The 17,591-nt window shown below is 70.8% G+C and carries 21 protein-coding genes; 8 read left to right on the forward strand and 13 right to left on the reverse strand.

From position 1 onward, the window contains the following. Positions 1 to 74 precede the first annotated feature (74 nt). Positions 75 to 2,162 (forward strand): LTA synthase family protein, encoded by a 2,088-nt coding sequence (locus tag MWU75_RS20285; protein ID WP_247090196.1) that lies wholly within the window; start codon positions 75 to 77, stop codon positions 2,160 to 2,162. A gap of 45 nt (positions 2,163 to 2,207) precedes the next feature. On the opposite strand, the gene MWU75_RS10165 is transcribed toward MWU75_RS20285, so the two are convergent. Both MWU75_RS10165 and MWU75_RS10170 read right to left on the reverse strand, forming a co-directional pair. Beyond that, positions 2,208 to 2,621, reverse strand: a complete 414-nt coding sequence (locus tag MWU75_RS10165; protein WP_247090198.1) for a PIN domain-containing protein — start codon at positions 2,619 to 2,621, stop codon at positions 2,208 to 2,210. Between the two features lie 40 nt (positions 2,622 to 2,661). After that, a complete protein-coding gene (locus tag MWU75_RS10170) occupies positions 2,662 to 3,615 on the reverse strand; it encodes a LysR substrate-binding domain-containing protein (RefSeq protein WP_247090199.1) in 954 nt (317 codons plus the stop codon). 76 nt (positions 3,616 to 3,691) lie between these two features. On the opposite strand from MWU75_RS10170, the gene MWU75_RS10175 reads away from it, so the two are divergent. The 3 genes from MWU75_RS10175 (at position 3,692) to MWU75_RS10185 (ending at position 5,143) form a co-directional block, all read left to right on the forward strand. Then, positions 3,692 to 3,871, forward strand: coding sequence for a hypothetical protein (locus tag MWU75_RS10175; protein WP_247090201.1), 180 nt, complete (start codon positions 3,692 to 3,694; stop codon positions 3,869 to 3,871). Between the two features lie 90 nt (positions 3,872 to 3,961). Beyond that, a complete protein-coding gene (locus tag MWU75_RS10180) occupies positions 3,962 to 4,594 on the forward strand; it encodes a TetR/AcrR family transcriptional regulator (protein WP_247090203.1) in 633 nt (210 codons plus the stop codon). A 45-nt stretch (positions 4,595 to 4,639) separates the two neighbouring features. Beyond that, positions 4,640 to 5,143, forward strand: a complete 504-nt coding sequence (locus MWU75_RS10185; protein ID WP_247090205.1) for an SRPBCC family protein — start codon at positions 4,640 to 4,642, stop codon at positions 5,141 to 5,143. 26 nt (positions 5,144 to 5,169) lie between these two features. On the opposite strand, the gene MWU75_RS10190 is transcribed toward MWU75_RS10185, so the two are convergent. Next, positions 5,170 to 6,021 carry an alpha/beta hydrolase gene (locus MWU75_RS10190; protein ID WP_247090207.1) on the reverse strand — a complete coding sequence of 284 codons (852 nt, stop codon included), beginning with the start codon at positions 6,019 to 6,021 and terminating at the stop codon, positions 5,170 to 5,172. A gap of 85 nt (positions 6,022 to 6,106) precedes the next feature. Between MWU75_RS10190 and MWU75_RS10195 the strand changes: the two genes are divergently transcribed. The 3 genes from MWU75_RS10195 (at position 6,107) to MWU75_RS10205 (ending at position 8,171) form a co-directional block, all read left to right on the forward strand. Next, entirely contained in the window at positions 6,107 to 6,394 is a 288-nt protein-coding gene (locus MWU75_RS10195) for a WhiB family transcriptional regulator (RefSeq protein ID WP_348647756.1), read from the forward strand. Between the two features lie 55 nt (positions 6,395 to 6,449). Beyond that, positions 6,450 to 7,046, forward strand: a complete 597-nt coding sequence (locus MWU75_RS10200) for an ATP-binding protein (RefSeq protein WP_247090209.1) — start codon at positions 6,450 to 6,452, stop codon at positions 7,044 to 7,046. A 207-nt stretch (positions 7,047 to 7,253) separates the two neighbouring features. Continuing rightward, complete coding sequence (locus tag MWU75_RS10205) at positions 7,254 to 8,171, forward strand: NAD(P)-dependent oxidoreductase (protein WP_247090211.1); 918 nt, start codon at positions 7,254 to 7,256, stop codon at positions 8,169 to 8,171. Between the two features lie 111 nt (positions 8,172 to 8,282). On the opposite strand, the gene MWU75_RS10210 is transcribed toward MWU75_RS10205, so the two are convergent. The 6 genes from MWU75_RS10210 to MWU75_RS10235 form a co-directional block, all read right to left on the reverse strand. Further along, positions 8,283 to 9,152 (reverse strand): hypothetical protein, encoded by an 870-nt coding sequence (locus MWU75_RS10210; protein ID WP_247090213.1) that lies wholly within the window; start codon positions 9,150 to 9,152, stop codon positions 8,283 to 8,285. A 63-nt stretch (positions 9,153 to 9,215) separates the two neighbouring features. Beyond that, entirely contained in the window at positions 9,216 to 9,629 is a 414-nt protein-coding gene (locus MWU75_RS10215) for a GNAT family N-acetyltransferase (protein WP_247090215.1), read from the reverse strand. Positions 9,630 to 9,802: 173 nt separating this feature from the next. Next, on the reverse strand, positions 9,803 to 10,735 hold the full coding sequence (locus tag MWU75_RS10220; protein WP_247090217.1) for a DMT family transporter: 933 nt from the start codon (positions 10,733 to 10,735) through the stop codon (positions 9,803 to 9,805). 74 nt (positions 10,736 to 10,809) lie between these two features. Then, on the reverse strand, positions 10,810 to 12,432 hold the full coding sequence (locus MWU75_RS10225; RefSeq protein WP_247090228.1) for a LuxR family transcriptional regulator: 1,623 nt from the start codon (positions 12,430 to 12,432) through the stop codon (positions 10,810 to 10,812). A gap of 13 nt (positions 12,433 to 12,445) precedes the next feature. Continuing rightward, positions 12,446 to 12,763 (reverse strand): hypothetical protein, encoded by a 318-nt coding sequence (locus MWU75_RS10230; RefSeq protein ID WP_247090230.1) that lies wholly within the window; start codon positions 12,761 to 12,763, stop codon positions 12,446 to 12,448. Positions 12,764 to 12,777: 14 nt separating this feature from the next. Next, positions 12,778 to 13,212 carry an HSP20 family small heat-shock protein gene (locus tag MWU75_RS10235; RefSeq protein ID WP_247090573.1) on the reverse strand — a complete coding sequence of 145 codons (435 nt, stop codon included), beginning with the start codon at positions 13,210 to 13,212 and terminating at the stop codon, positions 12,778 to 12,780. Between the two features lie 145 nt (positions 13,213 to 13,357). On the opposite strand from MWU75_RS10235, the gene MWU75_RS10240 reads away from it, so the two are divergent. Next, positions 13,358 to 13,735, forward strand: coding sequence for a MerR family transcriptional regulator (locus MWU75_RS10240; RefSeq protein ID WP_247090232.1), 378 nt, complete (start codon positions 13,358 to 13,360; stop codon positions 13,733 to 13,735). A 350-nt stretch (positions 13,736 to 14,085) separates the two neighbouring features. Here MWU75_RS10240 and MWU75_RS10245 read toward each other — a convergent pair whose 3' ends face one another. The 4 genes from MWU75_RS10245 to MWU75_RS10260 all read right to left on the reverse strand — a co-directional run bounded on the left by MWU75_RS10245 (position 14,086) and on the right by MWU75_RS10260 (position 17,495). After that, the gene (locus MWU75_RS10245; RefSeq protein ID WP_247090234.1) at positions 14,086 to 15,216 is read right to left on the reverse strand and encodes an FAD-dependent oxidoreductase; all 1,131 of its coding nucleotides are present in this window, start codon (positions 15,214 to 15,216) and stop codon (positions 14,086 to 14,088) included. A 91-nt stretch (positions 15,217 to 15,307) separates the two neighbouring features. After that, positions 15,308 to 16,192: a hypothetical protein gene (locus MWU75_RS10250; protein ID WP_247090236.1), complete on the reverse strand. Its 885-nt coding sequence runs from the start codon at positions 16,190 to 16,192 to the stop codon at positions 15,308 to 15,310. Between the two features lie 18 nt (positions 16,193 to 16,210). After that, complete coding sequence (locus tag MWU75_RS10255; RefSeq protein ID WP_247090238.1) at positions 16,211 to 16,450, reverse strand: hypothetical protein; 240 nt, start codon at positions 16,448 to 16,450, stop codon at positions 16,211 to 16,213. Positions 16,451 to 16,499: 49 nt separating this feature from the next. Beyond that, positions 16,500 to 17,495, reverse strand: a complete 996-nt coding sequence (locus tag MWU75_RS10260) for an NAD(P)-dependent alcohol dehydrogenase (protein ID WP_247090239.1) — start codon at positions 17,493 to 17,495, stop codon at positions 16,500 to 16,502. Positions 17,496 to 17,591 lie beyond the last annotated feature (96 nt).

Here is a 17,591-nt window from a genome sequence, read left to right on the forward strand (position 1 = left end):
GGCCGGGCGTCTCAATTGGATGAAGATCTGGCGCGCCGTTTCTGTCCCGGGGATGAATGGCGTACAACGGTGAGGTGGCTACGGCGACGCCCGCGCAGGGCACGCGGACGCAGGCCCGGGCTCGGGAGGTGCACAACCCCCGCGCGCGGTTCGTCCTGCCCGTCCTCGTCGCGGCCTCGGTCCTGTGGCTGGAGATGGTCCTGCGCGTCCAGTCCGACGCCCCGTTCCTCAACAGCGGGCTGCTCTACACGGTGGCGTTCGCGGTGGTCGCCGCCCTCGCGGTCTTCCTGGTCGCGAGCTTCCTCCACGGCCTGACCAGGCACGTCGTGGTGGGCCTCTGCCTCGCGGCGATCACGCTGGTCTACGTGTCGCAGTTCCTCTATTACGACATCTTCCGGACCTATTACACCGTCTTCTCAGCAGCCAACGGCGGCCAGGCGGCGGAGTTCGCCGACGTCGTGATCGTCAAGGTCCACGAGAACCTCGCGTCGCTCACCCTGATGGCCGTGCCACTGCTCCTGTTCCTGGTGCTGCCGAAGAAGGCACCGTGGGCCAGGCACCGGTTCAGCTGGCTCGAGCGGGGGATCGCAGGGGGCCTCGCGGTCGTGCTGTTCGCCGCGGCGTTGGGGGGCATCAGCCTGGGAGACAAGGAGCGCCTCGGCCCCCACGACATGTACTTCAACAACAACGAGCCGGTGGCCTCGGTCAACCAGCTGGGTCTCCTGACGACCGAGCGGCTCGACCTGCAGCGCACCGTGTTCGGCTTCGAGCCCGAGCTTGCGCCACCGCCGACGCCGGCCCTGCCCGAGCCCGCCGAGGAGGAGCCGGGGGAGGCCCCGGCCCCGACCGGCACCGACGAGACTCCGCCGTCAGGTGAGGGACCGGTCTCGGGTGAGGAACGGCATACTCCCGTCGAGGAGCCGGTGGTCTATGGGGAGAACGCCATGGACATCGACTTCGACGCGCTCATGGAGGAGGCCGGCGACGAGGAGCTCAGGAACATGCACCTCTACTTCAGCTCGCTGCAGCCCTCGAGTCAGAACGAGCACACCGGCATGTTCGAGGGCTACAACCTGGTCTTCCTCACCGCCGAGGGCTACTCGCACTACGCCGTGGACGAGGACGTCACGCCGACGCTCTACAAGCTGACCCACGAGGGGTTCACGTTCACCAACTTCTACAACCCCATCTGGGGGGTCAGCACCTCCGACGGGGAGTATGTCGCGACCACCGGGCTCATCCCCAAGAGCGGTGTGTGGAGCATGCTCAAGTCCGGCGAGAACTCCATGCCGTTCGCCATGGGCAACCAGCTGGCCGAGCTGGGCTATAAGACCCTCGCCTATCACAACCACACCTACGACTACTACGGGCGCGACGTCTCCCACCCCAACCTGGGTTACGACTACAAGGGCGTCGGCAACGGGCTGGAGGTGAAGAAGACCTGGCCCGAGTCGGACGTCGAGATGATCGACGTGACGACCGACGAGTACGTGAACGACGAGCCGTTCCACGCCTACTACATGACCGTGAGCGGACACCTGCTCTACAACTTCACCGGCAACTACATCGCCATGAAGAACCGGGACCTGGTCGAGGACCTGCCCTACAACGAGGCCGGGAGGGCCTACATGGCCACCCAGATCGAGCTGGACCGGGCGCTCGAGCTGCTCATGGAGCGGCTGGAGGAGGCGGGGGTCGCGGACAACACCCTCATCGTCCTGAGCGCCGACCACTACCCCTACGGCCTGGAGAAGGCCGACCTGGACAACCTGGCCGGCCACGAGGTGGACAGCCGCTTCGAGCTGCACAAGAGCAACCTCATCATCTACGCCAAGGGGATGGAGCCCGAGGTCATCGACGAGCCGGTGTCCAGCCTGGACATCATCCCCACCATCTCCAACCTCCTGGGTCTGGAGTTCGACTCCCGGCTGCTCATGGGCCGCGACGTCTTCGCCGGCACGGACCCACTCGTCATCTTCAACGACCGCAGCTTCATCACCGACAAGGGGCGCTACGACAGTCTCGCCCGCGAGTTCACCCCCGACGAGGGCGTCGAGGTGCCGGATGACTACCGCCAGCTCATCTCCGACGAGGTCGACCGGAAGTTCTACTACTCCGCGCTGATCCTCGACCGGGACTACTACCGCGTCGTGGTGCCGTAGCCGCGAGGGTGCGCCTCGTGCGGCGTGACGCCGTGCCGACCGGCCTCATGACGAGGGCGGTAGGTATTCGTGTCGAAGGTCGACGACCCTCGCGAGATGCTCGAAGTCGTGGTCCGCGGCGAGCACGGTGGCGTCGTTGACGATGGCATAGCCCGCGATGAGGATGTCGAGCGGGCCTGCGGCGCGCACGAGGCCGGCGCTCCGCAGGGCCGCCTGAATGTCGAGCACAAGCGTCTCATCCGGAGCGCGCTCGAGTGGGAATCCCAGGGAGAACTGCTCCCGATAGTGCGCGTGCTCTCCCGGTGTACGAGCGCTGTGACAGAACTCCAGGACCTGTGGAGGGCAGGTGACGAAGAGGTCGGCGGGTGCCTGCTCGATGCGCCGCAGTCGTGTGGTGATGGTTGGGTCTCCGGTGGCCAAGCGGGCCCAGACAGAGTTGTCGACCAGGTAGTCAGTCACGACACCGGGCGCCGACGACCAGCCACACCGGGACACGTCACTAGAGAACGTAGTCCACCTGCGTGCCCAGGCTCTGCAGCCGACCGGCGGCCTCGACCACGTGCTCGCGGAACAGGGCGGCGGAGGGCAGCATCCGGTGCTCCGCCGACCACGCGAGGCCGATCTCGCGGACCGCGCGCCGGTCCCGGAGCGGCAGGTAGCGCACCTGGGCGGAGGACTGCTCGCCCGGACTCGGAGCCGGCAGGACGGAGACGCCAAGTCCCGAGGCGACGAAGGCCCGGGCTGTCGCGAGGTCCTCGCACTCGAACGCGACGTTGGGCGTGAAGCCCGCACGGTCCGCCAGCTCCTCCGTGGTCTCGCGCAGGGCCCAGCCCGGTCGGAGCAGCACCATCGGCTCCCCACTGACGTCGGTGAGGTCGACCGCCGCCCCGCCACCGGTCACAGCACGGTCGGCGACGCGACCCGACGCCAGGCGGTGGTCGGCCGGCACTGCCAGGCACAGCGGCTGCTCGACCAGGTGCGCCCACCGGACCGCCGGGCCGTGCGGTCGCGACGTCGTCAGCTCCATGTCGACACCGGTGCTGGGCCCGGCCGCAGTCGCCACGAGGCCGGGCTGGGCGTGCAGGGAGAACCGCACGCCCGGGTGCTCCCGGCCGAAGCTGCTCAGCAGGTCGGGCACCAGCCAGCTGCCCAGCGACGCATGGAAGGCCAGGGTGACCGTGCCGGCCTCTGGGTCGACCAGCTGCTCCACGGCCGCGAGCCCGTCGTCGAGCTCGTGCAGGAGCGCGTCGACGTGCCGCTTGAAGGCGGCGCCGGCATGCGTCATACGCAGCGTCCGGCCAACCCGGTGCAGCAGGGGAGTGCCGATCTCACGGTCCAGCCTGGCCAGAGCGCGGGACACACCGGGCTGCGTGGTCCCCTCCACCTCGCTCAGCTCCGTCACGGTGATGCCGTCGGCCACCTGCTGGAACCACCTCAGGTCTCGCGTGTCCATCACATGACTATGACGCATGGATTCATGACGTGCCACTCATTGGACGTATAGACGCAGGTCGCGAGAGACTAGAGGCATGAAGACAGCATCAAAGCACCGGACCGACGGACTCGTCCGGACCCTGCAGACCAAGCGCGCCCAGCGCGCTGCGGACCCCACGCGGTCCGGACGCCGCACCTTCGCGCACCACCTCGCGACCTCCCTCGCCGCTCCCAACGTCGGCATGACGGTCCCATACCGCGACGCACCTCGCTGAACCGAGTCCCGGAACGTCCCACGGGCGCTAGCCCACGTCTGACTCATAGGAGTCTTGACAGGTAGCCACCTTCGGCTACACCATGTAGCCATGGCTACGACCTTTAGCCACACTCGCACGGCGCAACGACGGCAGGCGACCATCGAGGAGCTCCTCGACCACGCGCAGGCGATCCTTGACGAGGAGGGCGCCGGGGCCGTCACCGTGTCCGAGGTCGCCCGTCGCGCCGGGATGCGGCCACCGTCGGTCTACAAGTACTTCGCGTCCCTCCACGCCATCCACGACGCGCTCTTCACCCGCGGTCAGGTGCTCCTCGTCGAGGCGATCGAGTATGCCGTCCGCGACCGTGAGCCGGGCCTGGACAGTCTGCTGGCCGGTCATCGGGCCTTCCTGCGGTGGGCGACCACGCAGGTCGGGCTGGCCTCGCTGATGTTCTGGCGCCCGGTCCCCGGATTCGTCCCGGGTCCAGAGGGCATGGCCACCGCCCGGGTTCTCCTGACGCGCGGGCGCGAGGAGCTCGCCGTCGCCGTCGAGCGCGGCGAGCTGGCACCGGCCGCCGACTCGGACGAGGCGGCCCGGCTGCTCACGGTGCTCGTCTCGGGCGTCTTTTCCCAGCAGGCGTCCAACCAGCCCCGCGCCGACTTCGACACCGGGCTCTTCACCTCGTTGACCGACGAGGTGCTGGAGATGTTCGCCCGCCACTACGCCCCCACGGGGACGTGAGGCGCACGGCATACTCCCTGATCCTCAACGAGAGAGGACCTGACGATGGGCCAGATCCTGACCACCGACACGGTGGAGCGCGTGATCAACGCCTCGCCCGGGGCGCTCTACGACATCGTCTCCGACGTCACCCGCATGCCGGAGCTGTCGCCCGAGATCCGCAGCTGCCGCTGGGTCCGAGGGGCGACCGGACCCGTGGTGGGCGCCCGCTTCCGGGCGATCAACACACTCGGCGGACCGATCACCTGGCCGAACTGGCCCGTGGTGCTCGTCGCCGACCATGGTCGCGAGTTCACCATCAGTCGCACCGAGCCGCTGTTCGGCACCCTCGAGTGGCGCTACCGGTTCGTGCCGGAGGGTGATGGGACGCGGGTCATCGAGACCTACGCGGTCACAAAGCCGCTGACGTCGACTGCCTACCTCCTGCTGCGGCTGTTCGGCGACGCGGACCGTGCCGCGACCCTGCGGCAGGGGATGGCGACGACGCTGGAGCGTCTGGCGGTCGTGGCGGAGCGGCAGGTTCCCACGCCACCGGCGCAGGAGGTCTGAGGCGACCGGCGCTCACGGCGGGCGGCTCAGCCCAGCGACTCGGCCAGGCGGACGACCGCGTCGGCCACCGGCGGTCCGAACATCTCCGCGTCGTTGTGATCGACGCCCTCCAGAACGACCTCCTCCACCAGGTTGCCCCGCGAGTCGGCGACCCGGGCCACCTCCTCGCTCAGCGAGGTCGGCAAGACCGAGTCGGCCGTCCCGCGGACCACGCTGACCGGCACGGCGCTCGCGGCCAGGTGCTCGGTGACCGGGAACCTGTCGCGCAGCAGCAGCCCGACCGGCAGGAACGGGTAGTGGTGTGAGGCGACGTCCGCGAGCTGGGTGAACGGCGAGCGCAGCACCATCCCGGCCGGTGGGTGGTCGGCCTGGAGCCGTGCGACCACCCCACCACCCAGCGACTCGCCCAGGTAGATGGTCCGCTCCAGCGGGAAGCCCTCGTCGGCCAGCGCCCGCAGCGCCGCCTCCGCGTCGGTGGCGAGCCCCTCCTCGGTCGGACTGCCCGGGTTGCCGCCAAAGCCCCGGTAGTCCATCAGCAGCACCGTGAACCCCCGGTCCGAGAGGTCACGGGCGATCCCCGCCCGGCCCTGGCGGTTGCCGCCGTTGCCCGGTGCGTAGAGCACCGCCAGCTCCCGGTCGGTCCGCGGGTCGGCGGGCAGGAACCAGGCGGTCAGGTCCAGCCCGTCGTCGGTGCGCAGGGCCAGCTCCCGAGCGTCGGGGAGCACCTCCTCGACCGGGGCGGGAGCAGCCGGGTCGGGGTGGTAGATCAACGAGCGCTGGAACGCCCAGAAGAGACCCACCACAGTCACCACCACCAGCCCGAGGACGAGCAGCACCCAGGCCACGCTGCGCGGTCCCGTGCGACGACTGTAGGCCATGTGTCATGCCTTAGATAGGGCATTTGACGGATGTGCGGGACTACCTTAGACGGTGAGTCTGGAGGCAGTGACGGAGGGAGCGCACGTGCGGACCAGACTCGAGGGAGCCAACGAACTCATCCATGCCGCCCGCGAGGTGGCCAACCTGCCCTGCCGGCTGGAGCCGGAGCTCTACTTCGCGGAGCTGCCGGAGCAGATCGAGCGGGCCAAGGCGCTGTGCGAGGGGTGCCCGCTGCGGACGCTGTGCCTGCAGACGGCGCTGGAGGTCCGGGAGCCGTGGGGCGTGTGGGGCGGGGAGCTGATCGAGAACGGCAAGATCCTGCCCCAGAAGCGTCGCCGAGGCCGTCCCCGGAAGAACCCGGCTGCGGCCTGAGGTCGTCGACATACTGGTGCTGCCAGAGCCGAGCGATCCCACGAACGGAGCGCATATGACCGACCCATCGTCGTGGCAGGTGACGACGCACGACTGGGGCAGCACCGTGGACCACGACCACCTCGCCGCCATCCGGGATGAGCTCAGCCTTGGAGGACGTGCCGGTGGTCGTCGGCATCTCATCCTCGAGGTGCTGGCCTACGCCGACGAGGAGGCCGAGGCCCAGGGGCGCACTGGTCGGGCGACCCTGGCCTATCATCCTGACGGCTCGGTGACGGTCGCCGATGATGGGCGGGGCACCGACACCCGGCGGGACGGCCGGGGGAGGGTCATCCGCAAGCCGGTGATGGCGACCGCCGACGTGCGGTTCGCCGACCCCGCGGACCGGCCGGTGCTGCCCGACGGTCTGCCACGTGGGGGGATGTCGGCGGTGGCGGCGCTGAGCCGCGAGTTGGTCCACGAGAACCACCGGGCCGGCGGCTCATGGTCACAGACCTATCGGTTCGGCGTCCCCGACGACGAGCTCCGGGCCATTGAGGCGTCGGCAGGCACCGGCACCAGCGTCACCTTCGTGACCGACGTCGAGGGGCCGAGCCGCATCGAGGCCCAGGATGTGACGGGCTTCCCCTGGCTCGAGATCATCGAGCACTGACGCTCGAACGCCTCGCGCGCGGTGCGGGGTGACCTGGCGCATGGCCAGCTCCTTCCTGTCGACGTAGCGTGGAGTGAGGGAACGTCCTCGAGGACCTGCGACGAGACGGCCCGGCGCCCCATGACCTCCCGGGGTCCTGTCACAGATCGGTCGGCTGACTCGTCTCAAGTCCAGGAGACGTTCTCGACCGAGGAAGGTGATGGAGCCGTGCGTGTATTCGTGGCAGGGGGCAGCGGAGTGCTGGGCCGGCGGCTGGTGCCGCAGCTGGTCGCCCGCGGTCACGAGGTGACCGCGTCGACGACCGGCCCGGCAAAGGAAGGTCTGCTGGAGGATCTCGGTGCCGACCCCGTCGTGATGGACGGCCTGGACGCGTTGTCGGTCAAGCAGGCGGTGTCGTCGGCCCGGCCCGATGTCGTGGTCCACCAGATGACAGCCATCGCGCCCAAGCCCGACATGAAGCACCCCGACCGGTGGTTCGCTCAGACCAATCGATTGCGCACTGAGGGAACAGACCACCTGCTCGCGGTGGCCCAGGACGCTGGCGTCGAGCACGTCGTCGCCCAGTCGTACGCGAGCTGGAACGGCATCCGGAGTGGCGGTTGGGTCAAGACCGAGGAGGACCCGCTGGACCCTGGGCCGGCCAGCGCACCCATGGGAGCCAAGGCGATCCGGCACGTCGAGGAGTCGGTCGGCCGGATCGATGGCGCGGTCCTGCGCTATGGCTGGCTGTACGGGCCGGGCGCCATGGAGGCTCTCGTCGAGCCGCTGCGCAAGGGGCAGTTCCCGCTCGTCGGCGGCGGTGCCGGGCACACATCGTTCGTGCACCTCGACGACGCCGCGAGCGCCACCGTCCTGGCGATCGAGCAGCGGACCAGCGGGGTCTTCAACATCGTCGACGACGAGCCGGCTGCAGTCCGAGAGTGGTTGCCCTATCTGGCGCGGGCCGCCGGGGCGAGGCGGCCCATGCGGGTCCCGGCCTGGCTGGCCCGGCTGCTCGCCGGGGAGTGGGCGGTGACGATGATGACCGAGGGCCGCGCCTTCTCCAACGCCAAGGCGAAGCACGAGCTCGGCTGGGAGCTGCGCTACCCGTCGTGGCGGGAGGGCTTCGCGGCGGAACTGTCGTGAGTGCTCCGATCACCCTTGGCCGAGAGGCACCCTCTCGGGCGCGGCCCCGCTGAAGAGGTCATCGATCCAGGGTTGGATCACTGGACCGAGCGGACGCCGCCCGGGGCCGCCCTACGTCGCCTCGTCGCCATCGCCCTCCTCCCACACCATCTCGGTGACCTCGGCGCCGAGGGCGCCGGCGAACGCTGCGATGTCCTCTTCCGTGCGCTCGAGCCAGATGTTGGTGACACCGGGCCGACGGATCAGTGCCCGACCCGGCAGGGGCGCCTCGAGGAATCCGTCGCGCAGCAGCACCTTGCGGTGCTCCTTGGAGAGTCCCTCGTAGGCACTCACCCTGATCCGGGAGTAGTCGTCGTCCGGCACCAGGCGCACGGTGAGTGCCGCCCGGTCCATGAGGTCGCTGAAGTAGTCCATCGAGCCCATGCCCAGGATCAGGGCGCACCCCAGCGTGCGGGGTGCCACCTGCAGATCGATGACTCGCTCGCCCGTCCGCTCCGAGAGAGCCTGGTCCCACTCCTCGTCCGACTGCACGTAGTCGTCGATGATCAGCACCCGTGGCACCCTCTCGTGCACCGCGCGATGGGTCTCCATCGGGGCCATCGCCCCACCGATCACGCGCAGGTCAAGCACCCGCAGCCGGGCGTCGAGCCAGGCGTCGTGGGTGGTTGTCTCCAGCAGCGCCCGGGGCGGCAGCCCGAGCCCACCACCCGCGACCGCCAGCCAGAGCTCCTCCGCGGTGACCGACCGCGAGGCGATGAGCGTGGGCAGTCCCTCTCCGGCGGTCCACGCCGCCAGCCGCGCCAGCAGTTGAAGACGCACGTCCTGCGGGCCGCGCACGATCGTCGATCTCGAGAGTGGGAGTCCGCCGGTGACCTCGTCGAGCACCGGCCACCCGGTGCCGATCCGGGGCCCCTGATCCAGGAGGCGCCGCCGCACCTCGGAGACGCTCGGGACCGGACTCAGCTCGCTCTCCTGCACCATCGCGGAAGTCTGGCACCGAGCACTGACAGTCCCCGCCGGTCGGCCCCCGCCACCGACAGCGGGTCAACTGCGCTCTCGGAACCCCAGCCGGCGATACAACCGCACGGCACCCTCGTTCTCGTCCTCGACCCGCAGGCCTACGACCCGCCCGGGCTCCACCGCGGCCAGCGCTGACCGCACCAGCAGCTCGCCGAGCCCGCGTCCGCGGTGCGCCGGGTCGGTGAACAGGTCGATGATGAAGACCAGGTCCGAGACGTCGTCCCACGGAGGTGAGTCGACGACCAGGATGGCTGCGGCCGCCCGGCCGTCCACCTCGGCGAGCAGGGAGGCGGAAGGCAACCACTCGCCATACTCCCCGTCCCAGCTCGCCCGCACGTCGGCGATGGCCGTGGCCTCGTCGCCGACCTCACCGCCGGGGAAGGCCGCGGCGTAGAGGCGGCCCACCCCCTCGAGGTCGCACTCACCGATGGGACGCACGCCCGGGCTGTCTTGTGGACTCGGCCCGGCGAGTCTCACGAGGGTCAGTTGCATGGGGGCACCATCACACGCGAGGTGAGTCGGGATCCACGGGTTTTGCCGCTCCGAGGGCGGGCATCGCTGGGGGACGTGACGCTGGTGCATGAGGTGAACCAGTGTCACGTCCCCGGGGATCAGGGCGTCGGGTTCGGGCGGACCGGCCGCGGCCGGGCGTCCACGACGGAGAGCAGCAGCAGGGCCCCGCCGATCACCAGCGTCGGCGTGACGTGCTCACCCAGCAGCAGGACCGCCAGGACGGTCGCCGTCAGCGGCTCGAGCAGCGCCACGATGGTGGCGACGGCGGGGCCGGCGTGGGCGAGACCGGCGAAGTACAGCGTCCACGCCAGCGCCGTCGGGAACACCGCGAAGAACACGACCAGGCCGAGGTTGCGCGCGGTCGGCTCGAAGGTCAGCGGCGCGAACGGCAGCGTGCACACCGCCAGCAGCAACCCGCCGAACAGGAAGCCGTAGCCGGTCACCATCGGTGCGTCCGTGCCCCGGTGCGGACGGGCCGCGACCATCGACAGCAGCGCGAAGGACGCGCCGGCACACAGCGCCAGCAGTATGCCGAGCAGCGCCTCCCCGGGGTCCGTCCCGGGAGCCGTGGGTCCGCCAACGAGCAGACCCAGCCCGACGATGCCGAGGACCAGGGGGCGCAGCTGCGCCGCGGTCGGCAGCCGGCGTCGACGGACCGACTGCACGAGCACCACGATCATGGGTGCGGACCCGATGGTGACCAGCGTGGCGATGCTGACCGACGCCAGGGCCACGCCCCCGAAGTAGGTCGCCTGGAAGAGCGCCACGAGCACACCGGTGACCGCGATCCGGGTGAGCGAGGTGCGGTCGCGAGGGAGCCACCTGCGCTGGGCCAGGAGCACGAGCACCAGCAGACCGCCGCCGAGTGCGAGGCGGTAGGTCGCGACCGCCGGTGCGCTCAGGCCGGAGCTCTCGGCGAGCGCCGCTCCCGAGACGCCGCCCGTGCCCCAGAGCAGCCCGGCGAGCACGAGCAGGCCGAAGCCGCTGGGGGCGGCGACGTGCTCGGTCGGGACGGTGGTGCGGGTGGCCACGGGGACAGCGTGGCACGCCACGCGAAGCGCCCGGTGCCCCGGGATCTCGCAACACCGTGCGCTCGGTCGAGGGCTTAGGTCAGGCGGTGGGCGAAGGCGTAGGCCGCGGCCTCCGTGCGGGACGCCACGCCGATCTTGCCGAAGATGTTGGACAGGTGGCGGGCGACGGTCTTCTCGCTGAGCACCAGCTCCTGCGCGATCTGGGGGTTGGTGCGGCCGGCGGCGACCAGGCGCAGCACCTCGGCCTCGCGCGCGGTCAGGCCGTCGGGCAGGCCACCGCCCAGCAGCCGCTCCGCCTCACGACGCGCGGGCTCGGCCCCCAGCTCGGCGAAGGTCCGCGCCGCGACGGACAGCTCCGACTCGGCCGACACCTCGTCGCCCAGGGCTCGCAGCGCCTCGGCGAGGAGGAGGCGGGCGCGGGCCGCGTCATACCGCCCGCCGATCCCGATCCAGCACCGCCAGGCGCGCCGCAGGCGGGTCAGGGCACCGGACGAGTCGCCGGTGGCCAGGGCGACCTGGCCGGCGGCATACTCCGCCTGCGCGGTGAGCACGTCGCACCCGAAGGACTCCGCGAGGCCGGTGAGCTCGATCGAGGCTGACCCTGCGGTGTCCAGGTCGTCGGCCGCGAGCAGCACCTCCACCGCCGGACCGAGCACCCGCGCCCTGGCCACCGGCCCACCCGCCTCGTCGAGCAGGCGCCGCACGCAGCCCTCGGCGGCGGCGGTCCGGCCCTGGGCCAGCCAGAGCAGCGCACGCCCGGGCTGCGGGTCGTGCCCCTGCGCGGCGGCCTCCTCGAACGCGGTGTCGGCCCCGTCCAGGTCGCCGGTGAGGCGCAGCACCTCGCCCCGCTCGTAGAGGGCCAGCGCCACGGCCGGCTCCATCCCGTTGGCGGCATAGCGTGTCACCGCACGGCCCAGCTCCTCGAGTGCCTCGGGGAAGGAACCGTGCACCCGGTGGATCTGCGCGCGGTGCACGGCGCACTGGCCGGTGAACGGCACGAGCCCGGGCTGGCCGGCGCACCACCGCTCCAGCGTCTGTGTCCAGGTCGCCATCCGGCCGACGTCCCCGACCTCCTGACACCCCTCGACCATGGCGCAGTACAGGTGACCGGCCATGATCGGGCTGACCTCGCCGGTGGTCAGCGCCACCATTGCCTCGTCGAGGCGCGCCAGGCCATCGGGCACCCGACCCTGATAGATCATGGCCCGCCCCGAGGCGGTGAGTGAGAAGCCGACGAGGTCGGCGTCGCCGACTGTGCGACCGATCTGCCCGATGCGCTCGGCCAGGTCCAGCGCCGCCACGGGGTCGCCGCCCATCAGCGCGCCGAAGACCTCCGGCACGAGCAGGTGCCCCCGCTCGGGCAGGTCCTCCGGCTCGCCCTCCAGCAGTCGGGAGGCCCGGGCCACCCAGCCGGCGCCCACGGCCGGCTCGCCGCGCTCGGCGAAGAACATCGCCAGCTCCTGGGCGTCGCGGGCCGCCGCCCGCCGGTCGCCGTCGGCCAGGCTCGTCGTGTGGGCCGCCTGGCGCGCGTCGATGGCGGTGTCGCGATCACCCACGAGGTATGCCGCGGTGCTGAGCAGGCGCAGGTCCTCCGGTCCGAGGGTGGTCCGGTCCGCGTCGCGTAGGTGCCGGTGGGCAGCGGCCCAGTCCCCGGCGGCGTGTGCCGCCCGGCCCGCGGCGAGCTCGTCGTGACTCATGGGCGCCTCCGTCTCAGGAGACTACTCCTGAGACGGAGCGGCGTCCGGACGCCGGGGGCGGCGCACGCTGCCGCGCCCACCATCTGCGTCGCAGCGCGGTGGCGATCGGTCGCCGGTGCACCTGGCGGGACCAGGCTCTGGCGCGCTCTCGCGGCGCTGGCCCGTGGTGCCTGCGCACGACCGGAAGGGGTGGCCAGTTCGCGGCGATGATCGCCTCGAACTCCTGCTGCAGCAGCCAGTCCTCGCCGAGCATCAGCTCGAGGAACCGATCGTCGGTGGACCGCGACTCGGACTCGGTGAGGCCGCAGCGACCTGTCGGATCGGAACGCATCGTCCTCACCCCGGTCAGGTCGCCAGCGCCGCCTGGCCCTGTCTCGTGCCGTCGCTGGAGATCTGGATCTTGCGGGGCTTGGCCTGCTCCGAGACAGGGATCCGCAGGGTCAGCACGCCGGCGTCGTAGGCCGCGTCAATGTGCCCCGTGTCCAGGTTGTCGCCCAGCACCAGCTGCCGGCTGAAGGTGCCCCGTCGTCGCTCCGCCGCGATCATCTCCTCGGCGTTCGCGCGCATCGGTCGGTCGGCCCTCACCGTGACGACGTTGCGCTCCACGTCAAGGTCGATGTCGTCGGCCTGCAGTCCGGGCAGGTCGAACTCGACGACGAAGGTGTCACCGTCACGCCAGGCGTCCATGGGCATCGCGGTCGGCGCCCAGGTGCCGTCACCACGGAACAACTGCTGCGTGACCCTGTCCAGCTCGCGGAACGGGTCAGTGCGCATCAACATCTGTGCCATGGCTCATCACTCCTCTCTTGCGACTGGAACCACCTCAAATCTATGGTGGTTGTGATAGGTTTTATATAGCACACGTCCACGCATCGTTCAAGCGGCGGTTCGCGGCACGATCCGAGCACCGAGCCTGGAGGCACCAGTGACAGCACCGGATCCGTCGAAGGGGGTCTACGCCATCTCGGTGGCGGCGGATCTGGTGGGCATGGGCATGCAGCAGCTGCGGTGGTACGAGGCTCAGGGGCTCCTGGCACCGGAGCGCACGAGTGGTGGGACGCGCCGCTACAGCGAGAACGACCTGACCCGGTTGCGACGCATCGACCAGCTGCTCGACTCAGGGCTCAACCTCGCCGGCATCGCCATGGTGATGGATCTCCAGGATGAGGTTCACGACCTCCGTCATGAGCTGACCGAGCAACAGGCCACGACCGCAGAGTTGACCCAACCGCAGAGCACGACTGCAGGACAAGGCACGACCGAAGAACAGAGCACGACAGCAGAGGAAGGACGAGGAGCATGACCAAACGGAGTCTGCCGCCTCCACCGACCCTCTCCACGAGGTCCCCGAGGCTGATGCCGCCGATCAGCACGCGCCCGTCACGCCCACCGACGACGACACCGACGCCGCGGACCAGGACGAGCGCTCGGAGAGGTCGACGCTGGAGGCCGACGAGGCCGACGTCTGGGAGCAGAGCCAGGCAGTCGAGACCGAGGAGGACGGTTATGACCGCGTCGTCGGGGAGCTCCGCCGCCGCGACTGAGCAGGATTCGCGCCCCCGCCGGTCACCGGCACGGAGGTCCCCACCGTGGCGGAGCGGGTCGCGGTGCGCGCACAGCCGACACCAACGAGCCTGGCGGCGAGTCTCGCCCTCAGGCTCGGACTGGTGCGCCAGCCACAGGTCGCCTGACGATCTGCCGAACCACCCGGGCGGCATCGCGCCCCGCACCGTGGACCAACATCGAGCCGGCCGCGCTCTGGAAGGCCAGTCCGGTGAAGAACAGCCCGGGCTCCTCCTCGACCGTGCCCCGGAACTCCCGTGGCCAGCCGTGCTCGTCGAAGACGTCGAGTTCGATCCAGCCGAAGTCCTGCCGGAACCCGGTGCACCAGATCACCGAGGCGACCGGCACCGGACCGCGGTCGCCGACCACCGGCAGGCCACCCTCGACACCGGTCACGTGGTCCTTCACCCAGTCGACGTTGCGGCGGGCCAGGTCGGCGGTCTGCACCCGCAGCCGGGGGCCGCCGCCGTGCAGCCGGACGTGCTGGACCTGCTTGCGCCCGGGAGGGCCGGTCCGGGTCATCACGTGCATCATCGCGAAGAGCATTACCGGCATCACGACCTTGGCGAGCGGGGAGGTGAACGGCACCGGGATCTGCCCGGTGTCCCGCCCGGCCATCATGGTCGCGCGGGTCGCCGCCACCTCGTAGGCGACGTCGCAGCCGGAGTGCGAGGAGCCCACCACCAGGACCGGCCCGTCGGGCAGCTGCTCGGGGTTGCGGTACTCGCTGGAGTGCAGCTGCACGACCGAGGGGTCGATCTGGTCGGCGAAGTGCGGCACCGACGGCCTGCGCCCGAAGGTCCCGGTCGCCACCACGACGTTGTCCGCCGACGTTGTCCCGGCGTCGGTGCTGACCTCGAACCCGGCGCCGGACTCCGGCCGGCGCAACCCGAGCACCCGCGTGCCGAGACGGACCGGGAGAGCCAGCGCGTCGGCATACTGCTCGAGGAAGTCGGCGAACTCGTCCTTGCTCGGGAAGTGCCACCGCGGGCCCGGGAAGTCGCGCCCGGGCAGGCCGTCGGCCCAGGCCGGGGTGTAGAGGCGCAGCGAGTCCCACTGGTGGCGCCAGCCGTCGCCGACCCGGCGCGCGGCGTCCACGACCAGACACTCACGGCCGTGCCGTCCCAGGTGGTATGCCGTGGCGAGACCAGCCTGACCGGCCCCGATGACCAGGGTCTCCAGGTGGCGACCGTCGAGCTCTGCGTGCTGGGTTGCGTCCATGCCTCGACGTTAGGAAACGGGGAGGGGCAGGGGCATCGACCGACCTACCCATCCTGGCCGCGGCGGGCATGGGTCAACCCACCCACGCGGCTCAGCGCTGGAGCGGGTCCTCCGGACCCTCGTCCGCCGTGTCGGCGGGCTCCTGGCCCTGAGCGGCCTCCGCCCGTGTCGCCTGGGAGAACAGCAGCCACGCGCCGACCAGCTCGAACGCACCGAACCCCAGGAACAGCCAGGTGAGGAAGTCGGTCTGGCCCGCGGAGACGCGCATCACGGCGATCACTGTGAGGAGCACGCCGAAGACGACGTAGACCCAGCCGCGGCGTCGCAGGGCCTTCGGGGTGCTGCGCTGCTCCAGGAGCTCCTGGCGACGCTCCTGGATGAGGCGGGCGCGTTCGGCCCGAGGATCCAGAGGGGCGTCATGGTCCTCGTCGTCCGCGACCGAGTCGTGGAGCGCGGCGCCGCTCGCCGCGTCGGCAGACTCGCCGCCCTCCGGGTCGTGGCTGGCGGGCTCCTCTGCCCACAGGTCGTCCTGGTCCGGGGTCCGGACCGGCGACGCCTGCGCCGCCACGTCGTCGAAGCTGCCGTCGAAGGTGTCGCCCCGCTGCGGGTCGTAGGCCTCGTAGCCGGTCTCCGCGGCGACGATCTCCACCGCTTGCCGCACCAGGTCCTGCACCGGAGCCCCCGGACCGCCGTAGGGTGCGGAGACCGAGGCGGACCGGTCGTTGAGGTCGACCCGCAGACCGCTGTCCCTGGTCTGGAGCTGGCCGAGGACGTCCCCGTCGAGCTCCTCGGCGACCCAGGTCCGCACCGGCTCGGCGAGCTGATCGCGCAGCCGGGCCTCCACGCGGCGGAACGTGGCGACCCCTCGGTTCAGACCGGTCTGGTCCAGCACCGGACCATCGGTCTCGTCGGCGGCGAGGACCTCGACCCAGTCCTGTCCGGGCGTGCGTGGGTAGAGGAGGATCTCGTAGGTCATGACCCCATTCTGCCGGTGTCAGCCCGCGCGATCGTCCACGGGAACGTCGCCCTCGCTCTGCTTGGCGCAGTGGGCACAGCAGTAGAAGCGCCCCTCCACCTCGGTGCCGTGACCGATCACCTTGCAGCCGCAGTGCTCGCAGATCGGGGCCATCCGGTGGATCGCGCACTCGAAACTGTCGAACACGTGGGTGCTGCCGGCGGCGGTTACCTCGAAGCTCTTGTCGTAGTCGTTGCCGCAGACCTCGCAGGTCGCCATGACGTCCTCTCCCGGGCCGGCCGGGGCGCGCGGCCCGACGTCTTCGACGCTAGGGCTGCGGGTCAGACTCTGCCACCGGGCGGGCCACGCTGATGACGACGTTGCCGATCTTCTGCCCGGAGTCGACGTAGCGGTGGGCCTCGACGATGTCCTCCAGCGGGTAGGTGCGGTCGATGAGCGGTCGGTAGGTCCCCGCGGCGAGGTGGTCGCGGATCTCCTCGACGACGGCCTGGTTGTCCTCGGGGTAGGGGAAGACGACCCGCTGGCGACCGCGCCGCACGGTGCCGAGGAGGGCGAGGGGCAGGTTCTGCCAGCCGGGACCGAGCTCGGATGAGACGTAGACGCCGTCGGGTCGCAGCAGACCGCGGCAGCGACCGAAGGTGCTCTTGCCGACGGCGTCGATGACCACGTGGAACTGCTGCGGCAGGGCGGTGAAGTCCTCCGTCGTGTAGTCCACGACGTGAGCGGCCCCCAGGCCCCGCACCAGCTCCAGGTGCTCGCCGGCGCACACCGCGGTCACGGAGACGCCCATGTCCACGAGCTGCTGGACCGCCGCCGACCCGATGCCGCCGGTCGCCCCGTTGACCAGGACGTCGTCGCCGGGGCGCACACCCGCCCTGCGGATCGCGGAGCGCGCGTAGTGGAAGCCCTCGGTCGAGGCGGCTGCCTCGTGCTGACCGACCCCGGCGGGGACCGTGGCGACCGAGGAGGTCTGGTGCACCACGACATACTCCGCATGGGCGCCGAACCGGCCCTCGCAGTAGCCGAAGACCAGATCGCCCACGGCGAACCGGTCCACCTGCCCGCCGGTCCCAACCACCTCGCCGGCGAACTCGGTGCCCAGGATCGTGCGCCGGGGTCCGCGCAGGCCGGTGAGGGACCGCATGAAGAACGGCCGGGCGGCGCGGTAGGCACAGTCCGTGCGGTTGACGGTGGTGGCGTCGACCCGGACCAGGAGCTCGCCGTCGCCCGGCTCGGGGACGGGGACCTCGGTGACGGCGACGACCTCGGGTGGGCCGTAGCGGGTGTTCACGGCTGCGCGCACGCCCCGACTCTACCGAGCGCGGCGGAGACTCGGACGGCTGACGGGTGGATCAGACACTGGTGTGCGTCGGCAGGTGATGTGTACTTGACAATACTG

It is taken from the genome of Ornithinimicrobium sp. F0845 (genome assembly GCF_023015765.1).
Lineage (GTDB): Bacteria > Actinomycetota > Actinomycetes > Actinomycetales > Dermatophilaceae > Ornithinicoccus.

Coding starts and splice junctions, on each gene's coding strand:
- MWU75_RS10170 (WP_247090199.1), bottom strand. CDS start 3,615: ATGGACACGCGAGACCTGAGGTGGTTCCAGCAGGTGGCCGACGGCATC.
- MWU75_RS10175 (WP_247090201.1), top strand. CDS start 3,692: ATGAAGACAGCATCAAAGCACCGGACCGACGGACTCGTCCGGACCCTG.
- MWU75_RS10180 (WP_247090203.1), top strand. CDS start 3,962: ATGGCTACGACCTTTAGCCACACTCGCACGGCGCAACGACGGCAGGCG.
- MWU75_RS10185 (WP_247090205.1), top strand. CDS start 4,640: ATGGGCCAGATCCTGACCACCGACACGGTGGAGCGCGTGATCAACGCC.
- MWU75_RS10190 (WP_247090207.1), bottom strand. CDS start 6,021: ATGGCCTACAGTCGTCGCACGGGACCGCGCAGCGTGGCCTGGGTGCTG.
- MWU75_RS10200 (WP_247090209.1), top strand. CDS start 6,450: ATGACCGACCCATCGTCGTGGCAGGTGACGACGCACGACTGGGGCAGC.
- MWU75_RS10210 (WP_247090213.1), bottom strand. CDS start 9,152: ATGGTGCAGGAGAGCGAGCTGAGTCCGGTCCCGAGCGTCTCCGAGGTG.
- MWU75_RS10225 (WP_247090228.1), bottom strand. CDS start 12,432: ATGAGTCACGACGAGCTCGCCGCGGGCCGGGCGGCACACGCCGCCGGG.
- MWU75_RS10230 (WP_247090230.1), bottom strand. CDS start 12,763: ATGCGTTCCGATCCGACAGGTCGCTGCGGCCTCACCGAGTCCGAGTCG.
- MWU75_RS10235 (WP_247090573.1), bottom strand. CDS start 13,212: ATGTTGATGCGCACTGACCCGTTCCGCGAGCTGGACAGGGTCACGCAG.
- MWU75_RS10245 (WP_247090234.1), bottom strand. CDS start 15,216: ATGGACGCAACCCAGCACGCAGAGCTCGACGGTCGCCACCTGGAGACC.
- MWU75_RS10250 (WP_247090236.1), bottom strand. CDS start 16,192: ATGACCTACGAGATCCTCCTCTACCCACGCACGCCCGGACAGGACTGG.
- MWU75_RS10255 (WP_247090238.1), bottom strand. CDS start 16,450: ATGGCGACCTGCGAGGTCTGCGGCAACGACTACGACAAGAGCTTCGAG.